This window comes from Rhizobium sp. Root1203, assembly GCF_001424945.1.
Lineage (GTDB): Bacteria > Pseudomonadota > Alphaproteobacteria > Rhizobiales > Rhizobiaceae > Rhizobium.
In genome coordinates this window covers 304,252-330,090 of record NZ_LMCW01000012.1, presented here as the reverse complement: position 1 = coordinate 330,090, position 25,839 = coordinate 304,252, and the positions used below count along the sequence as shown (strand labels likewise).

Annotated in this window: 25 protein-coding genes; 10 read left to right on the top strand and 15 right to left on the bottom strand. The window is 60.4% G+C overall.

Features of this window, described 5'->3' with window-relative positions; genetic code table 11:
* Positions 1-54: 54 nt before the first annotated feature.
* The gene (locus ASC97_RS12110; RefSeq protein WP_057468589.1) at positions 55-327 is read left to right on the top strand and encodes a DUF982 domain-containing protein; all 273 of its coding nucleotides are present in this window, start codon (positions 55-57) and stop codon (positions 325-327) included.
* Positions 328-432: 105 nt separating this feature from the next.
* Here the strand turns inward: ASC97_RS12110 and ASC97_RS12105 are convergent, their stop codons facing one another.
* The 8 genes from ASC97_RS12105 to ASC97_RS12070 form a co-directional block, all read right to left on the bottom strand.
* Positions 433-1,050, bottom strand: a complete 618-nt coding sequence (locus ASC97_RS12105; RefSeq protein WP_057468588.1) for a LysE family translocator — start codon at positions 1,048-1,050, stop codon at positions 433-435.
* Positions 1,051-1,183: 133 nt separating this feature from the next.
* Positions 1,184-1,576: a Fe-S cluster assembly scaffold SufA gene (sufA, locus tag ASC97_RS12100; RefSeq protein WP_057468587.1), complete on the bottom strand. Its 393-nt coding sequence runs from the start codon at positions 1,574-1,576 to the stop codon at positions 1,184-1,186.
* Between the two features lie 76 nt (positions 1,577-1,652).
* The gene (locus ASC97_RS12095; protein WP_057468586.1) at positions 1,653-2,033 is read right to left on the bottom strand and encodes an SUF system Fe-S cluster assembly protein; all 381 of its coding nucleotides are present in this window, start codon (positions 2,031-2,033) and stop codon (positions 1,653-1,655) included.
* A gap of 11 nt (positions 2,034-2,044) precedes the next feature.
* Positions 2,045-3,286 (bottom strand): cysteine desulfurase, encoded by a 1,242-nt coding sequence (locus tag ASC97_RS12090; protein ID WP_057469330.1) that lies wholly within the window; start codon positions 3,284-3,286, stop codon positions 2,045-2,047.
* A gap of 12 nt (positions 3,287-3,298) precedes the next feature.
* Positions 3,299-4,573: a Fe-S cluster assembly protein SufD gene (gene sufD / locus ASC97_RS12085; protein ID WP_057468585.1), complete on the bottom strand. Its 1,275-nt coding sequence runs from the start codon at positions 4,571-4,573 to the stop codon at positions 3,299-3,301.
* 23 nt (positions 4,574-4,596) lie between these two features.
* Complete coding sequence (gene sufC / locus ASC97_RS12080) at positions 4,597-5,352, bottom strand: Fe-S cluster assembly ATPase SufC (RefSeq protein ID WP_037066373.1); 756 nt, start codon at positions 5,350-5,352, stop codon at positions 4,597-4,599.
* Positions 5,353-5,424: 72 nt separating this feature from the next.
* On the bottom strand, positions 5,425-6,894 hold the full coding sequence (gene sufB / locus ASC97_RS12075) for a Fe-S cluster assembly protein SufB (protein ID WP_057468584.1): 1,470 nt from the start codon (positions 6,892-6,894) through the stop codon (positions 5,425-5,427).
* 143 nt (positions 6,895-7,037) lie between these two features.
* Positions 7,038-8,204 carry a cysteine desulfurase family protein gene (locus tag ASC97_RS12070; protein ID WP_057468583.1) on the bottom strand — a complete coding sequence of 389 codons (1,167 nt, stop codon included), beginning with the start codon at positions 8,202-8,204 and terminating at the stop codon, positions 7,038-7,040.
* Between the two features lie 203 nt (positions 8,205-8,407).
* Here ASC97_RS12070 and ASC97_RS12065 point away from each other — a divergent pair, with 203 nt between their 5' ends.
* Positions 8,408-9,085, top strand: coding sequence for an alpha/beta hydrolase (locus ASC97_RS12065; RefSeq protein WP_018902229.1), 678 nt, complete (start codon positions 8,408-8,410; stop codon positions 9,083-9,085).
* A gap of 116 nt (positions 9,086-9,201) precedes the next feature.
* Here ASC97_RS12065 and ASC97_RS12060 read toward each other — a convergent pair whose 3' ends face one another.
* The gene (locus ASC97_RS12060; RefSeq protein ID WP_057468582.1) at positions 9,202-10,323 is read right to left on the bottom strand and encodes an anhydro-N-acetylmuramic acid kinase; all 1,122 of its coding nucleotides are present in this window, start codon (positions 10,321-10,323) and stop codon (positions 9,202-9,204) included.
* Between the two features lie 116 nt (positions 10,324-10,439).
* Here ASC97_RS12060 and tyrS point away from each other — a divergent pair, with 116 nt between their 5' ends.
* Positions 10,440-11,696, top strand: coding sequence for a tyrosine--tRNA ligase (tyrS, locus tag ASC97_RS12055; protein ID WP_057468581.1), 1,257 nt, complete (start codon positions 10,440-10,442; stop codon positions 11,694-11,696).
* Positions 11,697-11,751: 55 nt separating this feature from the next.
* On the opposite strand, the gene ASC97_RS12050 is transcribed toward tyrS, so the two are convergent.
* A complete protein-coding gene (locus tag ASC97_RS12050) occupies positions 11,752-15,141 on the bottom strand; it encodes a YhdP family protein (protein WP_057468580.1) in 3,390 nt (1,129 codons plus the stop codon).
* Between the two features lie 118 nt (positions 15,142-15,259).
* Between ASC97_RS12050 and ASC97_RS12045 the strand changes: the two genes are divergently transcribed.
* From ASC97_RS12045 to ASC97_RS12035, 3 genes are all read left to right on the top strand, one after another.
* Positions 15,260-15,733, top strand: a complete 474-nt coding sequence (locus ASC97_RS12045) for a peroxiredoxin (RefSeq protein ID WP_057468579.1) — start codon at positions 15,260-15,262, stop codon at positions 15,731-15,733.
* Positions 15,730-16,557, top strand: coding sequence for a ferritin-like domain-containing protein (locus tag ASC97_RS12040; RefSeq protein ID WP_057468578.1), 828 nt, complete (start codon positions 15,730-15,732; stop codon positions 16,555-16,557). Before ASC97_RS12045 ends, ASC97_RS12040 begins: the two co-directional genes overlap by 4 nt.
* A 97-nt stretch (positions 16,558-16,654) precedes the next feature.
* Positions 16,655-17,962, top strand: coding sequence for a M23 family metallopeptidase (locus ASC97_RS12035; RefSeq protein ID WP_057468577.1), 1,308 nt, complete (start codon positions 16,655-16,657; stop codon positions 17,960-17,962).
* A gap of 37 nt (positions 17,963-17,999) precedes the next feature.
* Here ASC97_RS12035 and ASC97_RS12030 read toward each other — a convergent pair whose 3' ends face one another.
* The 4 genes from ASC97_RS12030 to ASC97_RS12015 are packed head-to-tail and all read right to left on the bottom strand — an operon-like array spanning position 18,000 to position 22,182.
* Entirely contained in the window at positions 18,000-19,199 is a 1,200-nt protein-coding gene (locus ASC97_RS12030; RefSeq protein ID WP_057468576.1) for an ABC transporter permease, read from the bottom strand.
* A 6-nt stretch (positions 19,200-19,205) separates the two neighbouring features.
* A complete protein-coding gene (locus ASC97_RS12025) occupies positions 19,206-20,351 on the bottom strand; it encodes an ABC transporter permease (protein ID WP_057468575.1) in 1,146 nt (381 codons plus the stop codon).
* Positions 20,348-21,058, bottom strand: coding sequence for an ABC transporter ATP-binding protein (locus ASC97_RS12020; protein WP_057468574.1), 711 nt, complete (start codon positions 21,056-21,058; stop codon positions 20,348-20,350). Before ASC97_RS12020 ends, ASC97_RS12025 begins: the two co-directional genes overlap by 4 nt.
* On the bottom strand, positions 21,055-22,182 hold the full coding sequence (locus tag ASC97_RS12015; RefSeq protein WP_057468573.1) for an efflux RND transporter periplasmic adaptor subunit: 1,128 nt from the start codon (positions 22,180-22,182) through the stop codon (positions 21,055-21,057). Before ASC97_RS12015 ends, ASC97_RS12020 begins: the two co-directional genes overlap by 4 nt.
* A gap of 175 nt (positions 22,183-22,357) precedes the next feature.
* On the opposite strand from ASC97_RS12015, the gene ASC97_RS12010 reads away from it, so the two are divergent.
* The 4 genes from ASC97_RS12010 (at position 22,358) to ASC97_RS11995 (ending at position 25,512) form a co-directional block, all read left to right on the top strand.
* Positions 22,358-22,837: a hypothetical protein gene (locus tag ASC97_RS12010; RefSeq protein WP_057468572.1), complete on the top strand. Its 480-nt coding sequence runs from the start codon at positions 22,358-22,360 to the stop codon at positions 22,835-22,837.
* A 33-nt stretch (positions 22,838-22,870) separates the two neighbouring features.
* A complete protein-coding gene (locus tag ASC97_RS12005) occupies positions 22,871-23,293 on the top strand; it encodes a GFA family protein (RefSeq protein WP_057468571.1) in 423 nt (140 codons plus the stop codon).
* A gap of 287 nt (positions 23,294-23,580) precedes the next feature.
* Complete coding sequence (locus ASC97_RS12000) at positions 23,581-25,083, top strand: DEAD/DEAH box helicase (protein ID WP_057468570.1); 1,503 nt, start codon at positions 23,581-23,583, stop codon at positions 25,081-25,083.
* Between the two features lie 6 nt (positions 25,084-25,089).
* Positions 25,090-25,512 carry an NUDIX domain-containing protein gene (locus tag ASC97_RS11995; protein WP_057468569.1) on the top strand — a complete coding sequence of 141 codons (423 nt, stop codon included), beginning with the start codon at positions 25,090-25,092 and terminating at the stop codon, positions 25,510-25,512.
* A gap of 7 nt (positions 25,513-25,519) precedes the next feature.
* Here ASC97_RS11995 and ASC97_RS11990 read toward each other — a convergent pair whose 3' ends face one another.
* Positions 25,520-25,837, bottom strand: coding sequence for a TfoX/Sxy family protein (locus tag ASC97_RS11990; RefSeq protein WP_057468568.1), 318 nt, complete (start codon positions 25,835-25,837; stop codon positions 25,520-25,522).
* Positions 25,838-25,839 lie beyond the last annotated feature (2 nt).

The following is a 25,839-nucleotide window of genomic DNA, read 5'->3' as shown; positions in this document are numbered from 1 at the left end:
GGGAAGGGTATGCATCCGACGCAATTCCCGCGATGCAAAAACAGGTCACGCCCCATGGCAAAATCCGATAGCGATCTCACCCAGGCACTCTGGCCGAAGCCGGTGCTACTGGCTCTGGAAGAACCGGGCCAGTACGTGACTATAGCGACCACCCAGGCCGCCTCTTGGGCGATGATCGAGGACTGGCCGACGGAAGACGGCCCCGAGCTCGACAAGGCCTTGCTGATCTGCGCCGACGTCATCAAGGGTAAACGTACGAACGAGGACGCCCGTAAGGCCTTCATCGCAGCGGCGGTCGAAGCAGGCATCGATATCAAGGCTGATTGACGCTTCCCAAGCAGCTAACGATCCGAACACATAAGCGCCTGACGTAACCGCCAGTGATAGCCGGAAGGCGTTCCCGTGGTTCGATTCGTGGCCAGCAAGCGCTCACTAGACGAGCGTAAAAGCGGCCGAGCAGAGCGCGACAAATCCGAAGAGGATGAGCAGATAGCTCGTTCCCCGCATCACCTTGATCGTGAAACCGTCAGACAGGCGATCGCGCGCACGGCTGACGGCGCCGCTGAGGAAGAACCACCAGGCCAGCGACCCCGAGAACACGCCGCCGACGATAACGGCAGAGCTGAAACGCCGCGTTTCGTCCATCAAGCCGAAGCCGGCAAACAGTGCGCCGAACGAAAGAATCGTCGCTGGGTTCGAGATTGTCAGCAGGAAAGTGGCAACCGTGGTGGCAAGCAGGCCGCCAGAGCCGATATCGACGGCCACGATCGGATCGCGCGTCAGTCCGCGATAGCCAAGCCAGAGCAGCAGCGCCCCGCCCCCGACCGCAAGCGGCAAGGCAGCAGCCGACATGGCCTCGGCAAAGACTGCAATGCCTGTCACGGCCACCAGCGCATAGGTGGCGTCACCGACCGCCGTTCCCAATCCGCAGGAGAAACCAGCCAGAAACCCGCGTTCCAGTGTTCGGTTGATGCAGAGCATTCCGATGGGCCCAAGCGGCGCGGTGATGATGACACCCAGCAGAGCGCCTTTCAGGAACAGCAGCAGCATTCGTCTATCGTTTCCTTATCCGAAGGCACCAGCCCGCGGCTCGTTGATGCTCTCTAACCGCTTGGGGAACCATGGCAACGAAAAAGGCCGCCGGAAACGGCGGCCTGCGACGAAATCCATGGGAATGTGACAATCAGTGCGCCGGCACCACCGCATCGCCGCGCGACGCAAGCGCCGCCAGATCGGCAGGCTTCAGCTCGACGGACTCGCCGCAGCCGCAGGCAGACGTCTGGTTCGGATTGGTAAAGGTAAAACCGGAGCGCAGCGTCGTCGATTCGAAGCCCATTTCAGTGCCGAGCAGATAGAGAACCGCAGAGGGCTCGATCCACACTTTCGCACCGTCGCGTTCGATCAGATCGTCCTTGGCATTCGGTTCGGTCACCATGTCGATGGTATATTCCATCCCGGCACAACCACCCTTCTTGATGCCGACGCGGATGCCCTTGGCGTCCGATCCGGAATTTTCGACGATTGCCTTGACACGCGCCGCGGCGGTCTCCGTCATGCTCATCACTGCAAAGCCCATCGGCTCATTCTCCTTCCACGACCGGGGTCAAGATCCGGCGCTTCGAGTCTTAATGTAAAGCGTGTGGCTTAAGGCTTCAATACCAGCCGACGGCAACCTGCGCCTCTTCCGACATGCGGTCCGGCGTCCACGGTGGATCGAAAGTCATCGCAACGTCCACACCCGATACGCCTTCGACGGCACCAACGGCGTTCTCGACCCAGCCCGGCATCTCGCCGGCGACAGGGCAACCGGGCGCCGTCAGCGTCATCATGATCTTGACCATGCGGTCGTCTTCGATGTCGATCTTGTAGATCAGACCGAGCTCGAAGATATCAGCCGGGATTTCCGGGTCATAGACCGTCTTCAGTGCAGAAATGACGTCATCGCTGAGTCGTGCCAGCTCATCTGCGGGAATACTGGAATGCACGATGCCTTCGCGCACGTCGATCTTCTGTTCGCTTTCGTCCAGGCTCATACGGACACTCCTTAAGCAAAGAACTTGCGCGCATATTCCAGCGCATCGGCCAAGGCATCGACCTCGGCACGGGTATTGTACATTCCGAAGGATGCACGGCATGTGGAGGTGACGCCGAAGCGTTTCAAGAGCGGCATCGCGCAATGGGTGCCTGCGCGCACCGCAACACCTTGCCGGTCGATGACCGTCGAGACGTCGTGGGCGTGGATACCCTCTAGCTCGAAGGAGAATATACCACCTTTGCCCGGCGCCGTCCCGAAGACGCGAAGCGCGTTGACGGACTGCAGCCGCTCGGCGGCATAGGCCGCCAGATCGGCTTCATGGCGCGCGATCGCCTCGCGGCCGACCGTGTCCATGTAATCCAGCGCGTAGCCGAGGCCGATCGCCTGGACGATCGGCGGCGTCCCTGCTTCGAAGCGGTGCGGCGGTTCGTTGTAGGTGACGTCGTCTTCAGTCACCTCGAAGATCATCTCGCCGCCGCCTTGGAAGGGGCGCATCTCGCGCAACCGGTCCTTTTTGCCGTAAAGCACGCCGATGCCCGACGGGCCGTAAAGCTTGTGGCCGGTCATCACGTACCAGTCGCAATCGATATCCTGGACATCGACCGGCATGTGTACCGCGCCCTGCGAGCCGTCGACGAGCACTGGAATGCCGCGCTCGTGTGCGATCCGGCAGATTTCCTTCACCGGTACGACGGTGCCGAGTGCGTTCGACATATGCGTAATCGCGACGAGCTTGGTGCGCTCAGTCAGGCTCTTTTCGAAATCCTCGATATGGAAGGCGCCCTCGTCGTCGACTGGTATCCAGACGAGCTTGGCACCCTGCCGCTCGCGGATGAAATGCCAGGGCACGATATTCGAGTGATGCTCCATGATCGAGAGGACAATCTCGTCGCCCTCGCCTATAGCAGGCATGCCCCAGCCGTAGGCCACCGTATTGATGGCTTCGGTCGACGACTTCGTGAAAACGATGTCGTTGACGTCAGGTGCATTGAGGAAGCGCCGAACTTTTTCGCGCGCCCCCTCGTAGGCATCGGTGGCGGCGTTCGACAGGAAATGCAAGCCGCGATGCACGTTCGCATATTCGTTCGAATAGGCATGCGAGATCGCGTCGATGACGACCTGTGGCTTCTGTGCAGAGGCGCCGTTGTCCAGATAGACCAGCGGCTTGCCATAGACCTCCCTCGCAAGAATCGGAAAATCCTTGCGAATGGCTTCGACGTCGTAGGCGGTGGCTGGAACTATCTTGTCCATCATGCGATCCGATCAGGCGTGCTTTTCGAGCCAGGTCGAGATCACGCCTTCCAGCGCCTCGACAAGGGCCTCGTCATCCAGTTCCTCGACGATTTCGGCGACGAAGGCATTAACGAGCATCGCCCGCGCCTTGTTCTCCGGAATGCCCCGCGCCATGAGGTAGTAGAGGTGGTTGTGGTCGATATCGGCAACGGTAGCGCCGTGGCCGCACTGAACGTCGTCGGCAAAGATCTCAAGCTCCGGCTTCACAGAGAATTCTGCGTCGTCGGACATCAGCAGGGTGTTGCACGCCATCTTGGCGTCCGTCTTCTGCGCGTCCGGGGCGACCCGAATCATGCCCTGGAACACACCCTTGGCGCGGTCGAAGACCACGTTGCGGATCACTTCCGTCGAGCCGGTATGCGGAACATTGTGGCCAAGCACCATCGTAACATCGGTGTGGGTCTCAGCGCCCAGCAGGTTGATGCCGCGAAGCGTCAGATCGGCGCCCTCGCCCGTCACCCCGATGTGCAGTTCCTGACGCACCAGCTTGCCGCCGGCATTGATGACGAACAGCTTCAGCTTGGCGTCGGCACCGAGATCGACGCGGATCTGGCCAAGATGCGTATCGTCTACGCCCTGCTGCTGCAGGATGATCCAGACCAGTTCGGTGCCCTCGCCGATAGTAATGTCACTAACGTGAGACACAAGTGCTGCGTCTGGAGTCACCGACAGGTGACGCTCGATCACCGTCGCCTTGACGGCGGATCCGAAATTCACCGGCAGCCGTGTATGTGCCTGGCCGCCAGCGTGAACGAACTGGATTTCCAGCGGCTCTTTCAGCTCCGTCCCGGCAGGTACGTCGATGACATAACCGTCGCGTACGAAGCTGCCGTTGATCCGTCCGACTGCGTCGTCTCTATCCAGCGCACCGAGGCCGCCTGCGGCGGAGCCATCCGACAGTTGCGCCGAGTATGCCGAGATGTCGAGACCGGCTGCCTGACTGTGGCGATCGGCCGTACCCTGGATCACGGCAAGAACCGAAGCCCCCTCGACAAGCGGTTCCAGCGCTTCCGAACCCGGATCGCCGGCCTGAGCCGGGATGGCCCGCAGGAGGTTCTTGAGGTCGGTGTAATGCCAGGCCTCGACGCGACGCGTCGGCAGGCCGGACTTCTTCAGGTCGTCCAGCAATCGGTCGCGAATGGCGATAACCGCGCCGTCGCCGGGCAATTCCCCAATCTGGTCGTTGAAAGCCTCGATGAGCGCCGCTTCCGCGGCGGTCAGGCGGCTCGTCGTCTGCATGTTCATGAGACTCGTCCTTTCCGCCTTGATCAGGCTGCCGCTCCGATGATGTCGGCGTAACCGTTGGCTTCCAGTTCATGCGCCAGCGTCTTGTCGCCCGACTTGATGACCTGGCCCTTATAGAGAACGTGAACGGTATCCGGCACGATATAGTCCAGGAGGCGCTGGTAGTGAGTGATGACAATGACGGCGCGATCCGGCGAACGCAGCGCGTTCACACCGTCGGCGACGATCTTCAGCGCATCGATGTCGAGACCGCTGTCGGTTTCGTCGAGCACGCAAAGCTGCGGCTGCAGCAACGCCATCTGCAGGATCTCGGCGCGCTTCTTTTCGCCGCCTGAGAAGCCGACGTTCAGCGGACGCTTCAGCATCTCCGTGTTGATCTGCAACTTGGCGGCGGCATCCTTGACGAGGCGCATGAAGTCGGGTGTCTTCAGCTCTTCTTCGCCACGCGCCTTGCGCTGCTCGTTCATGGCGACCTTCAGGAATTGCATCGTCGCAACGCCCGGGATTTCAACGGGATACTGGAAGGCAAGGAAGATGCCCTTGGAAGCCCGCTCGGCAGCATCGAGTTCGAGGATGCTCTCGCCGTTGTAAAGAATGTCGCCTTCAGTCACTTCGTAGTCTTCGCGGCCCGACAGGATATAGGAAAGCGTCGACTTGCCCGAGCCGTTCGGCCCCATGATGGCAGCAACTTCGCCGGCCTTGACCGTCAGGTTCAGACCGCGGATGATTTCGGTGCCGTCCTCGGCGATGCGCGCGTGCAGGTTCTTGATTTCAAGCATGATCTTGTCCCATAAAAAACGTTCGGAGAAAGGCGCGTCATGCGCGCCCTCACATAATCAATCCGTCTGGCGTCAGCCTACGGAGCCTTCGAGCGAGATGCTGATCAGCTTCTGCGCCTCGATGGCGAATTCCATCGGCAGCTCCTGCAGGACTTCCTTGACGAAGCCGTTGACGATCAGCGCGATCGCCGCTTCGGTCGGAATGCCGCGCTGCAGGCAGTAGAACAGCTGGTCTTCGGAGATCTTCGAGGTGGTCGCTTCGTGTTCGAACTGCGCTGTCGAATTCTTCGCCTCGATGTAAGGCACCGTGTGTGCGCCGCACTTGTCGCCGATGAGCAACGAATCGCACTGCGTGAAGTTGCGCGCGTTCGACGCCTTGCGGTGGGCCGAAACCTGGCCGCGGTAGGTGTTCTGCGAAACGCCGGCTGCGATGCCCTTGGAGACGATGCGGCTCGACGTGTTCTTGCCGAGATGGATCATCTTGGTGCCGCTGTCGATCTGCTGATGGCCGTTGGAAACGGCAATCGAGTAGAACTCGCCGCGGCTGTCGTCGCCGCGCAGGATGCAGGACGGGTACTTCCAGGTGATCGCCGAGCCGGTTTCGACCTGCGTCCACGAGATCTTCGACCTGTCGCCGCGGCAATCGCCACGTTTGGTGACGAAGTTGTAGATGCCGCCCTTGCCCTGCGCATCGCCCGGATACCAGTTCTGGACCGTCGAATACTTGATTTCGGCATCATCGAGAGCAACGAGTTCGACGACGGCCGCGTGCAACTGGTTTTCGTCGCGCTGGGGTGCCGTGCAGCCTTCGAGGTAGGAGACGTAGGCGCCTTCCTCCGCGATGATCAGCGTGCGCTCGAACTGGCCGGTGCCCTTCTCGTTGATACGGAAGTAGGTGGACAGCTCCATCGGGCAGCGAACGCCCTTCGGCACGAACACGAACGAGCCGTCCGTGAAGACCGCCGAATTGAGCGTTGCGTAGTAGTTGTCGCTCGTCGGCACGACGGTGCCGAGATACTTCTTCACCAGTTCCGGATGCTCCCGGATGGCTTCGGAGATCGACATGAAGATCACGCCGGCCTTCTTCAGTTCGTCCTTGAACGTTGTGACGACTGAGACGGAATCGAAGACCGCGTCGACGGCAATCCTGGGCCTTTCGACGCCGGCGAGGATTTCCTGCTCCATCAGCGGAATGCCGAGCTTTTCGTAGACCTTCAGAAGTTCCGGATCGACCTCGTCAAGCGACTTGGGACCCGGCGTGCTCTTCGGCGCGGCGTAGTAGTAGATGTCGTTGAAATCGATCTTCGGGTAGTCGACGCGTGCCCAGGTCGGCTCCTCGAGAGTCAGCCAGCGCTTGTAGGCGTCCAGGCGCCATTCCAGCATCCACTCCGGCTCCTGCTTCTTGGCAGAGATGAAGCGGATAATATCCTCGGACAGGCCCTTGGGTGCCTTGTCCATTTCGATGATGGTCTCGAAACCGTATTTGTACTGGTCAACATCGATCTCGCGGACGCGATCAACGGTTTCCTGGACGGCGGGCATGTCGTTCTCCAATCTTGCCGGATAAAAGGTCCGGCAGCTTGTCGTTCGGGCAATTTGGCTTGCCCTCTATGTAAGTGGCCAAAAGGGACTTTTCAGCCCGAATGGCAAGTGGAAATTTGCGTTTCGGCAAATTTATGAAACGGTCATGCCGCCTCGCCGGCCGGCTTGCGCCGGGCGGCAATTTTCGTGAAGGCGGCAACCGCCTTGGCAATATCTGCATCCGTTGTTGCAAAGCCGAGCGAGATGCGGAGTGCCCCCAGCTTCGGATCGTGGCCCATGGCGGTCAGGACGTGGCTTTCGCCGACCTTGCCGGAAGAGCAAGCCGAACCTGCCGAAAGGGCCACGCCCTCGAGATCGAAAGCGATCTGACCCGTCTCGGCTTTGAGTCCCGGAAGCGTGAAAAACGTGGTGTTCGAAACACGCACTCCATCTGCGCCGTAGACGATCACATCAGGCGCCGCGAGGCGCATTCCGGCCTCCAGACGATCGCGCAACTGCAACAATGTCTGGTTCCGCTCCTCGAATTCCTCGATGGCAGCATGCGCGGCCGCGCCGAAGCCGATCACGGCCAGCGAATTCTCCGTCCCCGACCGGTGCCCCTTTTCCTGACCGCCGCCATGTATCAGAGGACGCGGCATCAAGACCTCGCCGCGCGTGACAAGCGCGCCGGCGCCTTTGGGCCCGCCGATCTTGTGCGACGAGACGATCATGAAGTCTGCACCGAGATCCCGGATGTCGAGCTTTAGCCGGCCGGCTGCCTGAACGGCATCCACCACTAGCAGACCGCCGTGGGCGTGCACGATCTCGGCCGCCTCTTTGATCGGCTGAACGATGCCGGTTTCATTGTTGACCAACATCAGGGCGACCATCGGCAGGCCAGCCGACGTGTCGTGCGCGGCAAGCAGCGACCGCAGCGCGTCGAGATCGACGACGCCGGACGACGTCACCGCGACCTCCGTGATGTTGGCCTTCGAAAAACGGCCGCCTTCACGGACCGCCGGATGCTCGATCGCCGAATAATAGAGACGACCGATGGAAAGCGGCGTGCGGCCCATCCGGAAATCCGGTGTCAGCGCCATGTTGGCTGCCTCTGTGGCGCCGCTGGTAAAGATTACATGCGCCGGATCGGCACCGGTCAAAGCCGCCACCCGCCGGCGTGCGCCTTCGATGGCGGCGCGCACGACGCGACCTTCGCCATGAACGGAATTCGGATTGCCGAAGAGATCGAGTGCTTGCAGGACGGCTTCTCGCGCTGCTGGATGCAGCGGCGAGGTTGCGTTCCAATCGAGATAAAGGCGTGACGACGCCATGATCTTTCGTCCTGCGCTAGGTCCTTGCGAGGCGCCTCGGCTCATTTTCCTTGAAAAGTCCGCCGGGCTTGCCTTATGACACATCCACAATGCGTGGATCGCCATGCAAGTTTCGAATTGTTCTAAACTGCGTTTTAGAAAAGCTGACAACATCCGTCAAGTCTGCGCAGAGTGAACTGGAAGAAATAAAAGCCGGAGTACCGATGCCCGAAGTCATTTTCAACGGCCCCGCAGGCCGCCTTGAAGGCCGCTACCAGCCCTCCAAGGAAAAAAGCGCGCCGATTGCTCTCATTCTGCACCCGCACCCCCAGTTCGGCGGCACGATGAACAACCAGATCGTCTATCAGCTCTTCTACATGTTCCAGAAGCGCGGCTTTACGACGTTGCGCTTCAACTTCCGGGGGATCGGCCGCAGCCAGGGCGAGTTCGACCACGGCGCTGGGGAACTTTCCGATGCCGCGTCGGCCCTTGATTGGGTACAGAGCCTGCATCCCGATTCGAAGACCTGTTGGGTCGCCGGCTATTCTTTCGGCTCGTGGATCGGCATGCAGCTCCTGATGCGCCGCCCCGAGATTGAAGGCTTCATGTCGATCGCGCCGCAGCCGAACACCTACGACTTCTCGTTCCTGGCACCCTGCCCGTCTTCCGGCCTGATCATCAACGGTGACGCCGACAAGGTTGCGCCGGAGAAGGACGTGAACGGCCTTGTCGAGAAACTCAAGACACAGAAGGGTATCCTGATCACGCACCGCACGGTGCCGGGGGCCAACCACTTCTTCAACGGCCAGGTCGAAACGCTGATGGGCGAATGCGAGGATTACCTCGATCGTCGCCTCAACGGCGAACTCGTGCCTGAACCAGCAGCCAAGAGAATCCGCTAGGCGTATTGCACCCCGGCGCTCAGCCGACCGCCGGACAGGATATCCCGTCGATGATCATCGGCATGCGGCTTCGCATGCCGATTTTCGTTGGAGCGCGTTGCCAAGACCGGTCGACACTAGCGTTGCATCGTGAAGACTCCGCCGCTGACAGGTTGGCGAACGCCGGTCGTGCCGGGAAATGTCAGAGGAAGTCCGTCGAGCGACCGAACCGCGAGATAGGCCCAGGCCTCCGCCTCCATCGCATCGCCGTCGAAACCGGCCTGCTCGGCCGATTTCACATCTGCGCCTTGCTGGCGGGCGAGATCCGCGAGATCGTTCATCAGGATGCGGTTCAGGCGACCGCCGCCGCAAACGACATAGAGCGTCGGTGTCGCCGGCAGGTGACCGGCAGATTTGATGATGGATGCCGCCGCCACGTAGGCAAGCGTCCTTGCCCCATCCGCAAGCTCCGCGTCGGACCCGCAGGGCGGAAGAAAGTCGTTGCGGTCCAGCGACCGCCGTTTTGCTCCCATGAAAAAAGGGCTGCTCAGATAGCGATCTGCCAGGTCGTCGATGACCCTGCCTTCCGAGGCAATCATGCCGCCTTGATCGAACGGCACACCCGCGTGGGTCTCGACCCATTGGTCGATGAGCGTATTGCCGGGCCCGCTGTCGTATCCGACGATTTGTCCATCGGCACCGACATAGGTGAGGTTCGAAATCCCCCCGATATTGACGAAACAGACCGGCAGCGTGGCACCTTTGAGATTGCCTGCCAGTGCTGCATGGTACACCGGGACCAGCGGCGCTCCCTGCCCCCCATGAACCATGTCGTTTGCCCGGAGGTCATGAACCACGGCGATGCCGGTCTCACGCGCCAGCAACTCGCCATCGCCGATCTGTACTGTCAGCGCCTGATCCGGCCTGTGCAGTACCGTCTGGCCATGAAAGCCGACGACGTCGATCGCCGCGGACTCGAGGCTGTTCAAGGTGAGAAATTCCCTAACGGCAAATGCATGACGTAGCGTAAGTTCACGCTCGATCTCCGCAAGCTCGTCCGGCCGCTGTTCCCGATGCGTGATCACCTTCGCCTGCTCGATTGCCCCCTTCAGCCGGCTCCTGAAGCCGACATCGTAAGGCACCCCGAGGAATGGCCCGCGCTCGATGACGGCGTTGCCGTCCGTGCGTAGCAGCGCCACGTCGATCCCGTCCATAGACGTGCCGCTCATCAGGCCGATTGCGGTGCGTATGTTCCCCATTGTCCCTCGCTGGAAGATTCCCACCAAATGGTGACTGATCGGCAAAACAGTGCTAAACGCGCCGCGACACTTCAACAATAGCCAATCCGAAAATCCTGATCCGAGAGCAAAAGGTCATGTCCGAGTTCAAATCCGATTTCCTCCGCACGTTGAAAGAACGTGGCTTCATTCATCAGATTTCAGATGAATCCGGCCTCGACGACCTCTTCGCCAAGGAAACCGTGACGGCCTATATCGGCTTCGACCCCACGGCGCCCAGCCTGCACGCCGGCTCGCTGATCCAGATCATGATGCTGCACTGGATGCAGGCGACCGGTCACCGCGCGATCTCGCTGATGGGCGGCGGCACCGGCATGGTCGGCGATCCCTCCTTCAAGGAGGAGGCGCGCCAATTGATGACCGTCGATACCATCGAGGGCAATATCGCCTCGATCAAGCGCGTGTTCTCGAACTACCTTACCTACGGCGAAGGGCCGAAGGACGCGTTGATGATCAACAACGCGGAGTGGCTCCGGTCGCTCAACTACCTGGAGTTCCTGCGCGATGTGGGTCGCCATTTCTCCGTCAACCGCATGCTCGCCTTCGACAGCGTCAAGACCCGCCTCGACCGCGAGCAGTCGCTGTCCTTCCTCGAATTCAACTACATGATCCTGCAGGCCTACGATTTCGTCGAGCTGGCGAAGCGCTATGATTGCCGCCTGCAGATGGGCGGTTCGGACCAGTGGGGCAACATCGTCAACGGTATCGACCTCGGTCACCGCATGGGAACGCAGCAGCTCTACGCCCTCACCTCGCCACTTCTGACGACGTCCTCGGGCGCCAAGATGGGAAAGTCCGCGACGGGTGCAATCTGGCTGAACGCCGACATGCTCTCGGCCTATGATTTCTGGCAATACTGGCGCAACACCGAAGATGCGGACGTTTCGCGTTTTCTCAAGCTCTACACAACGCTACCCATGACCGAAATCGCGCGCCTGTCTGCTCTTGCCGGCTCCGAACTCAACGAGGTCAAGAAGATCCTGGCGACCGAAGTGACTGCGATCCTGCATGGCCGTCCGGCGGCAGAGCTGGCAGCCGAAACCGCCAGAAAAACCTTTGAAGAAGGCGGTGTCGCCGAAAACCTGCCTTCGATCGAGGTCCCTGCGGCCGAACTCGATGCCGGCATCGGCCTGCTTTCGCTCATCGTTCGTGCCGGTCTGGCCGCCTCAAACGGCGAAGCGCGTCGCCACGTCCAGGGCGGTGCGGTTCGCGTCAACGATCATGCCGTCAGCGACGAGCGCAAACTGATCGGCAGCGGCGAGGTCACATCCGATGGTGTCATCAAGCTCTCTCTCGGCAAGAAGAAGCATATTCTCGTCCGCCGCGCGGCCTGAGGAACGAATTCAGGAGATCATCAAAAGCCGGCCGTCTGTGCCGGCTTTTTTGCGCCTATTGAAATTCGAAGATGTTGCGGAAAACGCCGGGCGCAATGATCGACAAGGGATTGACCACCAGATTAGGCGCATCCAGCTTGCCTGTCAGCTTGAACGTGATGCCGATCAGCCCTCGGTCCGTTCCGTTGCCGAGAATAATGCCGATGATCGGCAATTCTGCAAACAGGCGGTTGAGGCCGTAGGCAGGCATGAACGTTCCGGTCATGTCCATGTTGCCCCGCTGATCCCTGAGGACACCCTGGAAGACCGCGCCGACCTGATCGCCGCGTGCCACGCCATTCTCGACACTGACCACTCCGCCCTGCGAGAAGATGCGGGCAAAACCTCGCTGGAAACGTTGTGCGGAAGTATCGATGGTCCGCTTGACTGCGGAGTTCAAGCTTCGCTGCTCCTGGCCGACCGGCGTCGATACGATCGAATGCAGACGCTGCTCGTTGACGAGCGAGAAGCGTCGGACGTCGATTGATCCGTTCCAGTCGTCGCCTGCACCCAGACGGATCGCCATATTGAGCAGGCCGCCCCTCATGTGCTGATAGAGGTCCGCGAACCGTGATACCGCGCCGGCATCGCCGCTGGTCACGTTGATCACGCCGCCGGCCTGCGTCCGCGCGACCACCGCCTCGCCACCGTCGGTCAAACCGGACAGGTTGAGCGATAGAATGCGGCTTCCCTGAGCAGAATAGGCAGCCTCGACATTTCGCAATTTCTCGTCATTGAACCCGATGACGCGGTCGAGTTTTGCCCGAACGGAAAAGCTTCCGTCGCTTTTGCCGTCGCCCTGTCTGCTGCCGGACTTCATTCTTGCAATGATCGGTCGCACATCGGCGCTGCTTCCGGAAATGGAAACATCGATGCTTCCCTTGTTGCGCCTGAGAGAAACTGCAAAGTCATCGAGCGACGACAGTTTCACGCTGTCGAAGTCCGCCTTGAGCAAATTCCCCTTGCTTAGCGACAGCGTCCCATTGGCGCCAAACCCATCGCCCTTCAGGACGAAGCTCTTGATCTGTTGGTTGTCGTCGGGTCCGGAGATCTCGAATGTCGCGTTGGCGCCGATGCCGCCTCCCTTGGACCATCCGATCCACGGCAGATCGAGCCGCGCCTTCGCAAGGTCGAGGGACACAGCCTGCCGGTCTTTGTCGAGGCGTTTGAGTTCGAGGCTGATTGGGCCATCGATGATGCTCGATAGGCCCGGCAGCATTTTCTCCCGCTGATCGTTGCTCAGCGTCGCGCTGATCGACATCTGGGGCTGCACGTCCGACGATTTGTCCGTCGGCTCGGTGAGTTTGATGGTGGCGGGGATACCGTCGATATTGCCCTTGCCGTCCAGGCTGACCTGTTTCGGATCGGCCGTGAGAACGCCGTCAAGACTTGTAATCTTCCTTCCCGAGATCGGCTTTGACACATCGACATCTTGCAGCTGCAGGGACGCTTTCCATTCGGCCGGCGGCGGGTTCTGCGCGGAAACGAGGCCGATGCGCGCCTGAACGTGGGCAGCGATCTGGCCCTTCAGGTCCTCGGGAACGAAACCGGCACGCTGCAGAACCTGTATAGGCTTGTAGGTCAGGAGCTCTCCGATCGCATCCGCAGCGCCTGAAATCGGTAGATCGATCTCCGCCATGAGTGGCTTGTCGTAGGTCGAAGGCAGGACAAAGGTTCCCGCTCCGATATCCACCGAACGCCCCGAGGGAAAGAACGACTTGCCGCTCTTGATTGAGATCGTCGCCTTGGGGCCAACCAGCTCAAAATGCGCATTCGTGTCACGGATCGGCGGAATGTCGCCGCTGACGTTCATGCGTGCGCCGGCAATATCGAAGGCGATCTGGATCTGCTTCTCATCGAGTTTCAGCCCCTTGCCGATGGCTTCGTCCAGCCGCCCGGACGGAATGAAAACGGAAATCGAAGCGTCCGTCACCGTCCCGCCGAACAGGTTGCGCTCGACCCAGTCTCGCGCCTTCGTCGCCATCCAGAACGGCCAGAGCTGCTTGATGGCGGTCGTCTGCAATTGTTGCGACTTCCCGACAAAGCTGATTTCCGGGGAAACATCGCCGAAGCGGACATGCAGCGAGCCGTACAGCGATCCCGCTGGACTGGACGCTGCCAGGTTGGCGAATTGAAGTTCCCGGGATGCGACAAAATACCTGCCGGTGGCCTGTATATCGAAGGCAAGCGGCTGCTCGCCCGGACCGGTTGCCGCCGCAGTGCCGCCGCTGATCAGAAGATCGACGCCGAAACCTTTCCCCGCCGACGCGTCGATCTTGTCCAGATCGATCAGAGCACCGTTCAAGGGAATAATGGTGGCGCCAAACTGAGCTTGCGAGCGCGCAATCTCGAGCGTTTCCTTGGAAAAGTCGTAGGCGAGATTGATTCGGCCGCCGCTCAACTCCTGTGCGTCGCCGTCCATGTAAAGTTTGCCGGGCTTGAGGTCGATCGCAGCCGCAAGCGATGGCTTCGAGCCCTCTCCCGTCCGAATCGCCGAAATCATGAGGTCGGAGAAACCGTCTATACCCTGCCGGATCTGCCCGAGCGTGTTGCGCTTGAGCGTGAACGGCGCCAGATCGGCGTTGGTCAACTGACCGGTGAGCCTGGACGTGCGTCCGCCAGACTTGTCCGTGGTGACGGTCAGGGTCGCCTTCTCGCCATTGATGGCAATCTCGCCGTTGAGCTGCAGCGCGTTCTGCTCGTTCCTGGAAAACGTCAGACTTTCGACGACGATCGCCAGCGGCCCGTTGGCGGTATCGGCGAGCTTGATGTCGATGCCTTCCAGTTTCACCGATCGCGTACCGCCGCGTTCGACGAAGCTGTCGATGATATCGAGCTGATCGAAAGCCGCTTCCATCGCCGCTGGAATTGCGTCGATGCGCATGTCCTCCAGCTTGACGGGCTTCCCGGATGGCAGAAGGGCGGTGTCGAGCGCAATATTTTCCGCCTCGATCTGCCCGATCGCGATTCGACCACGGAAAAGCTGAAGTGGGTCGAGAGCCATCCGCATTGCACTGGTCGTGGACAGGTGCTGACCGCTTTTCTCGTCTATCATATTGACGTTGCGGGCTTCGAGCGCGAGCCGCATGTTCGAGGTGAAGCGGATAACAGTGGAACCGACTTCGGCTCGGTAGCGTGGGCCGATCGCCGAGTTCAGGGCGGCCTGAGCTTGCCTTGAAAGCGTCTCATCGAAAACGCCGCTTTCGACCGTGAAGATAATGGCCGCGAAGATAAAAATCAGGATTCCGATGCAGCCGCCGGCGAAGGTTGCCGTTCGCCGGACGCGAGAACGCGCCGGCGGGCAATGTACGATCATCGGCTCTTCTGCCTGCGCGGAGGGAAGCTCGTGCAGTGCGACCATATCTTTTTTGCGAAATGTAATCTTCTCGCCGCGGATCGCCGACATGCGCCTCGCCTGACTCCGTATCTTGTGGTTGGACCAGACTGGCTGGACGCATAATGGTCCGATATATATCTGGCAAATCACCTGTTATCCATAAACCCGGCAAAAGAAAGGTTTCACCATGGCGGATATCGGCATCGGTTCTAGCGCACCTGACTTCGATCTTCCTCGTGACGGCGGCGGCCGCGTGAAACTGGCAGATTTTCACGGCAGGCCGCTGGTACTGTTCTTCTATCCAAAGGACGATACGTCAGGGTGCACGGCCGAATCGTTGGCTTTCACCGCACTGTCCGAAGAGTTTGAAAAGACCGGGACGACTGTCATCGGCATGTCACCCGATTCCGTTAAGTGCCATGATCGTTTCGTCAAGAAGCATAACCTCTCGGTGGTGCTTGCCTCTGACGAGGAACGCACCACGCTCGAAGCCTATGGCGTCTGGAAGCAGAAGAGCATGTACGGCCGCAGCTTCATGGGTGTCGAACGCACGACATTTCTGATCCGTGCTGACGGTTCGATTGGGACCATCTGGCAAAAAGTGAAGGTGCCCGGCCACGCGGAGGCTGTACTGGCGGCTGTTCAGAACCTCATACGATGAGTTCCACGTCGCCGATCCCATCGCTACGAGGTGGAGCGATCATCGCAATAGGCTCGCCCGATCTCGACCGCAAGACGGCGATTGCACAGGAAACGGCAGCGCGCTGGTTTGCCCGAACGCTCTCGCTGCGTTCGCCGCTCGACGCAACTTTGCCGGAGCGCCCCGGCCGGCCGGACAAGCCGGAGCTCACTCCGCCGACGCAAGTACAGAAGCGCTCGCTGCATACGCTCAAGGGCAGGATCGCCCTTCTCCACGCGATCGCCCATATCGAATTGAACGCTGTCGATCTTGCTCTCGACATTGTTGCAAGATTTGCGACGGAACCGGTGCCGAACTCGTTCTTCGACGGCTGGATGCAGGTCGCCTATGAAGAAGCCAAGCACTTCAAGCTTGTCCGCACCCGCCTCAACGATCTCGGAGCCGACTATGGCGATCTACCCGCCCATGACGGCCTGTGGCAGGCGGCACACGCGACCCGAAATGATCTGACTGCACGGTTGGCCGTCGTGCCGCTGATCCTCGAAGCGCGCGGCCTCGACGTTACGCCATCGCTCCAGGCCAAGATGCGTGAGACCGGGGACCTTGAGAGCGCGGCCGTATTGGACGTGATCTACAAGGACGAAAAGGGACATGTGGCGATTGGCGCCAAGTGGTTTCGCTTCTTGTGCGCCCGCGAAAAGCGCGATCCCGCCCGGACTTTTCACGAACTCGTACGCGCCAATTTCCGCGGCCCGCTGAAGCCGCCGTTCAACGACATCGCTCGTGCCGAAGCGGGACTCACTCCCTCGTTCTACCGATCGCTGACCTCCACCAGCCACGCCTGAGCCGCGTACTCCCGTAAAAGTCCATCTAAGTATTTATTAACCTTAACCGTGTGTAATCAAGGCAATTGAGGCAAGGCCGTCAATTGGGAGATTCTCCGTGACGCACGCACAGCAGAGCCGCGTATTCGGCAAGCGAAAACAGGAACATATCCTGATCCTCGCAAGCGGCGACCGAGTCCGTCACCTCACCGTCAGGCCGTGGATGGCAGCGCTCGCCTTCTGTTTCGTCGGTGTGTTCGCGATCGGCTATCTGCTTGCGACGTCGTACCTGGTTCTGCGTGACGACCTTATCGGCGCGACGATGGCGCGCCAGGCGCGCATGCAGCACGACTACGAGGATCGGATAGCGGCCTTGAGAGCGCAGGTGGATCGCGTAACATCGCGCCAACTGCTCGACCAGCAGGTCGTCGAGGACAAGGTCGACAAGCTGATGGAACAGCAGCTGGCGCTGACGTCTCGCCACGGAAAGCTGGGTTCCTTGCTGGATCGAGCCGAGAGTTCCGGCCTGAACGAGAAGCAGGACTTGCCCGCACAGACCAATGCCCCGGATGCAAGGGACAAGCGAGCCGCGCTCTCGGGCGCCATGCAGGCCATAGAGAATCAGCTTGCAAAGAGCGCGGAGCCGGCCGACGCCACGCCTGACAATACGACGCTTGCCTATGTGCCCGCGCGTGAAACGATCGGCGACAGAGCAGATCGCGTTTTTTCAAAAGTGACATTGTCGCTGAAGGGCGTCGAACAGAGACAGCGCGATCGCGTCGCCCAGCTGACCAGTGACGCCAGCGACACTGCGGACGCAATCTCGCACATCCTGACGCGTTTTCGCATTGCCGTGCCCCCAGAGGCAGCCGGTATCAAAGCCGGAGATGAAAATGCGGTCGGCGGCCCGTATGTCGAACCCGAGAGCGACGACGATTTCGACACGTCGCTGACCCAGCTCGACAGCGCCCTCACCCGTCTCGAAGCGATCCGCAGCACGGCGGTGTCGCTTCCGTTTCGGAGCCCGGCTGTCGGCAAGGAAATCACAAGTCCTTTCGGCAACAGACGCGACCCATTCCTGGGGCGCCTTGCGCTCCACTCCGGTATCGACTTTCGGTTTTCGCCGGGAGAGAAGGTACGCCCGACGGCACCGGGAAAAGTCATCGCGGCCGGCTGGACCGGCGGCTACGGCAACATGGTGGAAGTTGATCACGGCAACGGGATTTCGACGCGCTACGGCCACATGTCCGAAATCCTCGTCAAGATCGGCGACACCGTCGGCCGCCAGAACGTGATCGGCCTTGCCGGCAGCACCGGGCGCTCCACCGGTACGCACCTGCACTACGAAGTCCGGCAGGACGGACGCGCTGTCGACCCCATCTATTTCATGAGTGCCGGCACCAAGCTCGCGGGCTACATGAAGTAGTGGAGCACCGTTTGGCGATCTCATCAAGAATTGTGCGCTAACCCCGTGCCCGCAGCGCTGTCGTCAACGGTAATCTCGTTGCGGCAATAGCGGGAAGCGCACCACCGATAATGCCGATCGCTAAGCCCAACAGGCCGGCGATGAACATGACGTCTGGCGCAACGGCAAGCTCGAAGGCGAGGCGTGCATTGTTCGCACCTACCGTGCTTGCCTGCCAACCGTTGAAGCCCAGCCATGAGGCGATAAGACCAAGGAGCGCGCCGACGCTTGCGAGCGCAACGGCCTCAAGCCATGTCCCAAGAAATACCGAGAGCCGGCTGAAGCCGAGGGCCCGGATGGTGGCAATCTCGACTGTCCTGTCTGAGACGGAACTCATCATGGTATTGAGCGCACCCGCAGTCGCCCCGATCGCCAAAAGAAGCGAGAGCGGCCAGCCGAACAGCCGGATGAGGCCAGCCGTACGTCCGGATTGGGCGGCAAAGAGGTCGGCTTCGGAAACAGCTACCAGCACTGTGTCCGTAATCGTCGCGAGCCTGTCCTGCAATCTTCCGAGAGCAGCGGCATCGTTGAGGCGAAGTCGTAGGCTCTGGACTTGCCCTTGTCGGTCGAAGGCCGAACGCACAGCATCTAGATCGGCCCAGATTTCCGATTCGAAAGCGCTCCTGTGGGCAGAGAAGTGCCCCGCCACTGTCCAGTCGACCGCGCCGAGACGGACCGTATCGCCGATGCGAAGACCGAATTCGCTGGCCAGTCGATCACCGACCACCACCTCTCGTGTGCCTGGCCCGAAGAATCGACCAGCCGATAGCGAAGTGCCATTGCGGAACGTAGGTCCAAGGGGGTCCATGCCGCGCAACGTCAGGGTTCGCTGAACCCCATCCGCTGTCTGCTTGATATCGACCGGCACGACAATCTCCCGGGTCGAGACCAGGTTGCCATGCGTGTCGCGGGCGACGCCCATGTCACCGGTCATCGCATCGAGCTTGCGAATGACAGCTGCGGGAATGTCGGAGCCCGCCTCCTGATTGGTGCCGCCGCCGAGGACGACAGCGACCAAGCGGGAGCCAGTGCCGGCAAGTGCGGTCTCGAAGCCTTTTGCCATGGAGAGAAAGGCGGTGAGAACGCAGACGACAAGTGCGATCGACAGGACCATGGAGAGAGAAATCGCGAGACGCCGCGGCAGGCTCAAAATGTTGGCTCGTATCATCACGAGCGTTTGCTTGAAATGCGACGACATGAAGAGCTACCTCGTTCTGAGAGCTTTGATGATGGAGCCTCGCATCGCAATGTAGGCCGGCAGCGCGCCGGTCGTCAGCGTGAGGACTGCGACGATAGCCAATGCCTTGGCCAGGATTAATGGGGAGAAAACCAGACCGAGGGCCGGCCCGGCAAGCACCGTCGCGAACTTTGCCAGGCCAAGGCCGAAGCTGCCGCCGACGGCGAATACAAGCAGAGCCTCACATATGATCAGGGCCATGATCCGTTGGCCGGAGAAACCGAGAGTCTTCAGAACGCCGATCTCGAATGTGCGTTCGCGCACCGCGAAGACAAGGGTATTAACGACGATCATCAGCAGGGTGACAAAGGCCGCACCCACTACGAGGTTAACAATAAGACGGACATCCGCATATTGGCGCAGGAAGGCTTCGAGAAACTGCTTTTCAGACTGGGTGCGGGTCGGTGCGGCGGAATTGGCAAACAGTGAATCGATGCGGGCGGCGAGCTCCCCCGGCGACATTCCTTCACGGGGTCGAACGATGAAGGCATCCACCGTGTCCTTGCCCCTCGCCCGCGCAGCATTCACGTAGTCGTAGCGGGCGATCACGAAGTAGGTATCGGAGGAGGCGTTCTCGCCTTCGAATATACCGGCGATCTCGAAGCGCCACTCGCGACCACCGCCGCTTTGTTTCGCCGTGTCGAAGGCTGTGACCGAGATGCGTTGGCCGATCGTCCATCCTTGCGCTTCGGCCAGCGCACGGCCGACCAGCACCCTGTCTCGCCCCTGACTGATCGCGTCGATGTTGTCGGGCGTCAGCCCGAGGCCCTTGCCATTCACAGCCATCAGAAGCATGGGATCGGCTGCACTGATGGCAACGACATTTTTCTCAACGCCTACGAAACCGCGCATGCGTGTCATGTAGCCGACCGCCGCAACATCGGGGTCGGCAGCGATCCGGGAGATGGACGCCATGGGCAGAGGTTGGCTCCGCCCCGCCGCGCTCATGACGCCTAATATATTGTCGCTGGCGGCGGAGGCGCTTTGCGAGCCATTCATAAAGCTGGCGGTCAGGCCGTAGACCAGGAAGGCGACGGCGATGCAGACGACGAGAAGCACTGTCCTTAGCGGCTTTCGCCATGCGTTCTTTCGGGCCAGATCGAAGAAGGTCATAGCGCAGCTCTCTTCTCTTCGACGAAATTACCCTTGTCGAGATGCAGCGTGCGCCTGGCAAAGAGAGCCGCCTGCGGATCATGCGTCACCATTACGATGGTCTTTTCCAGCTCCCGATTGAGGAAGCGCAGCATGTCCAGCACTTCGTCCGCCGACTTCCGATCGAGGTCGCCGGTCGGCTCGTCGCAAAGCAGGAGGTCCGGATCGGAGACGATGGCGCGGGCGATGCCGACGCGCTGCTGCTGGCCGCCGGACATCAGCGCCGGATATTGCTTTGCGCGAGCGCCGAGCCCGACCAGATCGAGAACCTTCTCGACACGGACGCGCCGCTCCTTCCTCGACAAAGGTTTCAGCAGCAGTGGCAGCTCGACATTCTCCTCGGCGGTTAGCATCGGCAGCAGATTGTAGAACTGGAAGATCATACCCATGTGATGCGCCCGCCACGACGAGCGCGCAGCTTCGTCCATCTGGTCGAGACGGCTGGCACCGATGCACAGGGTGCCGGAATCTAGCCGGTCGATCCCCGCCAGCATATTGAGCAGGGTAGATTTTCCCGAGCCTGACGGTCCCATGATGGCGACGAAATCACCTCGTGGGATGGTGAGGTCGAGACCGGAGAAAATCGGGATCGCCTCCCCGCTGAAACGGTATCCCTTCTGCACCCCGCTGAGCATGATATGGGGTTGCTGGCCGAAAAGCTGCGTCATTGAGGAGTGCCTCCAGCGTTGTTGAGCGGAATGAGAATACGGGCGGCCATGTTCGGCCGAATGCCGGTGGGCGGATTGATCAGGGAAAGGCGGAGTGTGATGGTGCCCTTCTCGGTGGAGGCGATAGGCGCGAGGCGGACAATCTGGATACTGAAGGGATGGTCTGGAAAGGCATCGAGCACGGCTTCGCCGTGCAGCCCGGGCCGGAGCGACGCGATGTTTGTTTCAGCGATGTCGGCGTCGATCACCAGATGTTTCGTATCGGTGATCGTGATCAGACTCTGGCTCTCGCGGACGCTGTCGACGCGCGCGAGGACAGTGTCGCCGACATGGGCGTCGAGACGCGTCACGATCCCTGCAAACGGCGCGCGTATTGTCAGTTCCGCAACGGGTTCATCCGCGATGCGAACAGCGAGGCCTGCGTTGGCAAGATCCTGCTTGGCTTGCGCGACGGCATTCGATGCCCGATCGGCAACGGTTCGCGCTTCTTCGAGCTGCTGGCGAGATGCCGCGTTACGGGCAGCCAGCGTTTCGGTACGGATCAGGGAAGAGCGGGCTTGCGCGTGATCGATGGTGCGGGCTGCAAGCAACAGGTTCGCCGCTACCTTTGAGGCCCAGGCTTGCTCGAGCGCGAAGTGAGCCTGGGCGTCATCGAGCCTTATAAGAATTTGGCCAGCCTCAACTGAATCGCCCAACTCCACCGCGATCTGCATGATCCTGCCCGCATATTTCGAAAAGACCGTCGACATGCGCGGCGCGATCACGAAGCCGGAGCCGGTAACTTCGTCGGCGGCCGGTACACGATTGTGAGAGGCGGATCGTTCCAAGTCGCGTACATCCTGCGGCGTACTCGCAGCTTGCAGCGGGGCCGCGATCTCGTCGTCGGACATAGTTCCCGCCCACGCTGGCAGGGTACGCGCCGCGGTGTTGATACGGCGCACCGATGCCGGTTGCGTGAGGATGACGGCCAAACCGGCGGCTAGCGTCAGCACGGGAAGACCTCCGACAAGGAAGAGACGCCGCAGACCTCGCTTCGGCGGTTGGACGTCAGTGGTGACGGACTCAAGCGACAGCGACTTGAGTGTCTCGGCAAGTCTGCGGTGGTGTTCGATGGAGGTGTTCATCCCGGCAACATGGCCGACTGAAGATCTTACGAGACCTGAAACGCATTCCGGTCCGTATCAGATCGCGATTTAGGACCTTTTGGTCTCCTCACCGCGATACCTCGACAGCTGCCATCAAAAACTCGGGAATCAGAGGTCTTATCCTGGCGTGGGGCGGAATATCCGGGAGGTGAACATGAAGCCTGGCGAGACGTTATGCAAAGCGGCCTGTGTTTCCGCCGGCCTTTTCGCTATGTCGCTGGGCCCCGCTTGGGCAGCTTGCAGATCGGCGACAGGAAGCCCGGAGTGGCCCGGTATCGCGCGCGCAATGGCTTCCGCCCAACTGTGCGAGCAACTGCCAATGGGACCAAATCACACAAGCAGCTTCAAGGTCTTGTCGGCCGACGTTTGTTCGAACGGCAACGGCCTCTCGTCGATCAGGGCAACGGCTCTGGTAAGCTGCGAAACCGGCCCGGATGCACTTTTTCAAACGCCGTCCATCGAAAGCGAAGTTGTTGCCACCGCATCCGTTGATATCGGCGCATGCAGGATAACCGACGCCGATATTGAAATCGGCGGCGAGTTAGGTAGCCTGTTGTCTGGGCTTTCGGATACCCGGGGCCTCGCGCGCGACTGGGCGCAATCACAATTGTCGCGCTTGTGTCGCCTGCGGTGAACGAATGTCAGCGGACCGATCGGAGCAGTCCGAATGGAGCAAAAACCACTTAAGACAACCCGCGGCTCCTGTCATTGTGGGGCGGTACACTGGGAGTTTCGAGGGGCAATTCCGGATGCGACGATCTGCAACTGCACAGTTTGCCGCCGTTATGGCGTGCTCTGGGCTTATGGCTATGACGGCGATGACGTCCACGTAGAAGACCCGAGCAGTGCCCTGACCGTCTACATCTGTGGCTCGCGGAAGATTTCCTTCAATTTCTACAGGCTCTGTGGCAACCTTGTGAGTTGGCGCGCCTTGAGACCGAACGATAGAGGCCTAACGCGGATAGCAGTCAACCTTCGTCTTGCTGAACCTGCTGACGTGGCGGGAATTCGGCTGCAGCGCTTCGACGGCCTCCACAGTTTCGAAGACCTCCCGCCGGATGAGCGCGTGGTCGCCGATGTCTGGTTCTAGCCGGGCAGCGGTACTTTAAAAGCCTGTCGAGTCCGACGAACCGCGACGTTGAAGATTGAGGAGCTTCTTGCGTTATGGTAAGCGTTCAAGACACAGTGAACGCGATCCTGCAGGGTGACCCTTAAATATAATTAATTGTACTAACCACGCCTTTACCTCTACATCAGTCGCAGCAGCCTATTCCTTGACTTCCCGGCCATTTGGGCCTATGTCGCGCTGCATTGCGGCATGCAATCACGCCGACTCAACGTGAGTCCGGCCGAACCGGAACGGAAACAGTTTTCCCTTTGACGACATTTGCTGATCTTGGCCTAAGCCAAAAAGTGCTTTCCGCTGTCACCGACGCGGGCTACACGGTGCCAACCCCTATCCAGGCTGGTGCGATTCCGTTTGCGCTTCAGCGCCGCGACATCTGCGGCATTGCACAGACGGGCACAGGCAAAACCGCTTCATTCGTGCTGCCGATGCTGTCGCTTCTGGAAAAGGGCCGTGCTCGCGCTCGTATGCCGCGCACCCTCATCCTGGAGCCGACGCGCGAACTTGCCGCGCAGGTCGCGGAGAACTTCGAGAAATACGGCAAGAACCACCGTCTCAACGTTGCGCTGCTGATCGGCGGCGTATCGTTTGAAGATCAGGATCGCAAGCTCGAGCGCGGTGCCGATGTTCTTATCTGCACGCCCGGCCGCCTGCTCGATCATTTCGAGCGCGGCAAGTTGCTGATGAGCGGTGTCGAAATTCTCGTCATCGACGAAGCCGATCGCATGCTCGACATGGGTTTCATTCCCGATATCGAGCGCATCGCAAAGATGATCCCGTTCACGCGCCAGACGCTGTTCTTCTCGGCAACGATGCCGCCGGAAATCCAGAAGCTGGCCGATCGCTTTCTGCAAAACCCGGAGCGCATCGAAGTCGCCAAGCCAGCGTCGGCGGCGACCAACATCACCCAGCGTTTTATTGCCTCCCATGGCAAGGATTATGAGAAGCGCGCCGTTCTGCGCGACCTCGTCCGGGCTCAGGAAGAGCTGAAGAACGCAATCATCTTCTGCAATCGCAAGAAGGATGTCGCCGACTTGTTCCGCTCGCTGGAACGCCACGGTTTTTCCGTCGGCGCTCTGCACGGCGACATGGATCAACGTTCGCGAACGACGATGCTGCAGAGCTTCCGCGACGGTCAGCTCCAGCTTCTGGTGGCTTCCGACGTAGCCGCCCGTGGTCTCGATATTCCCGACGTGAGCCACGTCTTCAACTTCGATGTACCGATCCACGCTGAGGATTACGTGCATCGCATCGGCCGTACAGGCCGCGCAGGCCGTTCCGGCGCTGCTTTCACCATCGTCACCCGCCACGACCAGAAACATGTCGACGCGATTGAAAAATTGATCGGCGAGAAGGTCGAATGGCACAATGGCGATCTTTCCGCGTTGCCGCCGGCTGAACCCAGCCGCGATGACGATCGCTCCCGCCGCAAGGGTCGTGAGCGGGATAAGGACCGTGGCCGGGGCAAGAGCCGCACGGGTCATAAATCTGATATCGCCGTCGAGCATAATGACGTCGGGACGATCGAAGTAGCCGTCGCAGCACCAGCAAAGGCCGAAAGCGTGAAGCAAGAGCGCAAAGCAGCAGACCACAACAAGCCGCACAACAATGCGCGCAACACTCGGCCATACCCGGCGAACGACGACAACCGCGAACGCCGTCGCTACCGCGATCACGACGACGGCCCGACGCCGGTTGGTTTCGGCGATGAAATCCCCGCTTTCATGCTGATCACGGCCAACGCCAAGATCTGATCTGCGATGGGTCAGGCAGGTACTGATTTTCCGGGCCTAGGCGTAGGCCTGGTGATTTTACGTGATCGAAAGATCCTGCTCTACAAGCGGATGCGTGCGCCTGAATCCGGTCACTGGAGCATCGTGGGCGGCAAGGTGGATCACATGGAGCCGGCCGAACAGGCGGCCCGGCGTGAGGCCGAGGAAGAAACCGGCCTCGAAATCGGTTGCGTCGAGTTGCTCGGTCCCACCGAACTCATCAGCGAGACAGACGGGCATCACTGGATTTCACTGCTGTACATCGCTCAAGACTTTGAGGGCGAGCCGCAGTTGACCGAACCCGACAAGCTTTCTAGCTTCGGCTGGTTCACGCGCAGAGACCTGCCCCAGCCGCTCTCGGCTTTTGCGCAGGCCGCGATTGCGCATCTCGATGCCGAACAGTTTGCCTGAGAAACAGCTATTCGGCTCTTAGCGCCGCTTCGTAGGCAAGACGCACCCACTTCGCCATGACGTCAGGATCGTCATAGGCATCCTCTGGTATCGACCAATAGGGCATCTTCACGGGATTGCCCTTCTTTCCATTATAGGTCCATTGGGATGCACCGGCGCCAGAAAACTCCGGCGCGCTTTTCTCGTCGGCCTTCAGCAACATTTCGCCACGGACCTCCAGCGCGACAATGCGGCCAAGGTGATAGATTCCCTTGCCGCCAAACATGCGCTTGATCGTTACCGGCCCAAGCCCTTGAAACATCTCTTCGATTGCTGCCGCGTCCATAA

What these genes read in the sequence shown, in the direction of transcription:
- ASC97_RS12110 (WP_057468589.1), top strand. Translation starts at nt 55, where the DNA reads ATGGCAAAATCCGATAGCGATCTCACCCAGGCACTCTGGCCGAAGCCG.
- ASC97_RS12105 (WP_057468588.1), bottom strand. Translation starts at nt 1,050, where the DNA reads ATGCTGCTGCTGTTCCTGAAAGGCGCTCTGCTGGGTGTCATCATCACC.
- sufA (WP_057468587.1), bottom strand. Translation starts at nt 1,576, where the DNA reads ATGGGCTTTGCAGTGATGAGCATGACGGAGACCGCCGCGGCGCGTGTC.
- ASC97_RS12095 (WP_057468586.1), bottom strand. Translation starts at nt 2,033, where the DNA reads ATGAGCCTGGACGAAAGCGAACAGAAGATCGACGTGCGCGAAGGCATC.
- ASC97_RS12090 (WP_057469330.1), bottom strand. Translation starts at nt 3,286, where the DNA reads ATGGACAAGATAGTTCCAGCCACCGCCTACGACGTCGAAGCCATTCGC.
- sufD (WP_057468585.1), bottom strand. Translation starts at nt 4,573, where the DNA reads ATGAACATGCAGACGACGAGCCGCCTGACCGCCGCGGAAGCGGCGCTC.
- sufC (WP_037066373.1), bottom strand. Translation starts at nt 5,352, where the DNA reads ATGCTTGAAATCAAGAACCTGCACGCGCGCATCGCCGAGGACGGCACC.
- sufB (WP_057468584.1), bottom strand. Translation starts at nt 6,894, where the DNA reads ATGCCCGCCGTCCAGGAAACCGTTGATCGCGTCCGCGAGATCGATGTT.
- ASC97_RS12070 (WP_057468583.1), bottom strand. Translation starts at nt 8,204, where the DNA reads ATGGCGTCGTCACGCCTTTATCTCGATTGGAACGCAACCTCGCCGCTG.
- ASC97_RS12065 (WP_018902229.1), top strand. Translation starts at nt 8,408, where the DNA reads ATGCCCGAAGTCATTTTCAACGGCCCCGCAGGCCGCCTTGAAGGCCGC.
- ASC97_RS12060 (WP_057468582.1), bottom strand. Translation starts at nt 10,323, where the DNA reads ATGGGGAACATACGCACCGCAATCGGCCTGATGAGCGGCACGTCTATG.
- tyrS (WP_057468581.1), top strand. Translation starts at nt 10,440, where the DNA reads ATGTCCGAGTTCAAATCCGATTTCCTCCGCACGTTGAAAGAACGTGGC.
- ASC97_RS12050 (WP_057468580.1), bottom strand. Translation starts at nt 15,141, where the DNA reads ATGTCGGCGATCCGCGGCGAGAAGATTACATTTCGCAAAAAAGATATG.
- ASC97_RS12045 (WP_057468579.1), top strand. Translation starts at nt 15,260, where the DNA reads ATGGCGGATATCGGCATCGGTTCTAGCGCACCTGACTTCGATCTTCCT.
- ASC97_RS12040 (WP_057468578.1), top strand. Translation starts at nt 15,730, where the DNA reads ATGAGTTCCACGTCGCCGATCCCATCGCTACGAGGTGGAGCGATCATC.
- ASC97_RS12030 (WP_057468576.1), bottom strand. Translation starts at nt 19,199, where the DNA reads ATGTCGTCGCATTTCAAGCAAACGCTCGTGATGATACGAGCCAACATT.
- ASC97_RS12025 (WP_057468575.1), bottom strand. Translation starts at nt 20,351, where the DNA reads ATGACCTTCTTCGATCTGGCCCGAAAGAACGCATGGCGAAAGCCGCTA.
- ASC97_RS12020 (WP_057468574.1), bottom strand. Translation starts at nt 21,058, where the DNA reads ATGACGCAGCTTTTCGGCCAGCAACCCCATATCATGCTCAGCGGGGTG.
- ASC97_RS12015 (WP_057468573.1), bottom strand. Translation starts at nt 22,182, where the DNA reads ATGAACACCTCCATCGAACACCACCGCAGACTTGCCGAGACACTCAAG.
- ASC97_RS12010 (WP_057468572.1), top strand. Translation starts at nt 22,358, where the DNA reads ATGAAGCCTGGCGAGACGTTATGCAAAGCGGCCTGTGTTTCCGCCGGC.
- ASC97_RS12005 (WP_057468571.1), top strand. Translation starts at nt 22,871, where the DNA reads ATGGAGCAAAAACCACTTAAGACAACCCGCGGCTCCTGTCATTGTGGG.
- ASC97_RS11995 (WP_057468569.1), top strand. Translation starts at nt 25,090, where the DNA reads ATGGGTCAGGCAGGTACTGATTTTCCGGGCCTAGGCGTAGGCCTGGTG.
- ASC97_RS11990 (WP_057468568.1), bottom strand. Translation starts at nt 25,837, where the DNA reads ATGGACGCGGCAGCAATCGAAGAGATGTTTCAAGGGCTTGGGCCGGTA.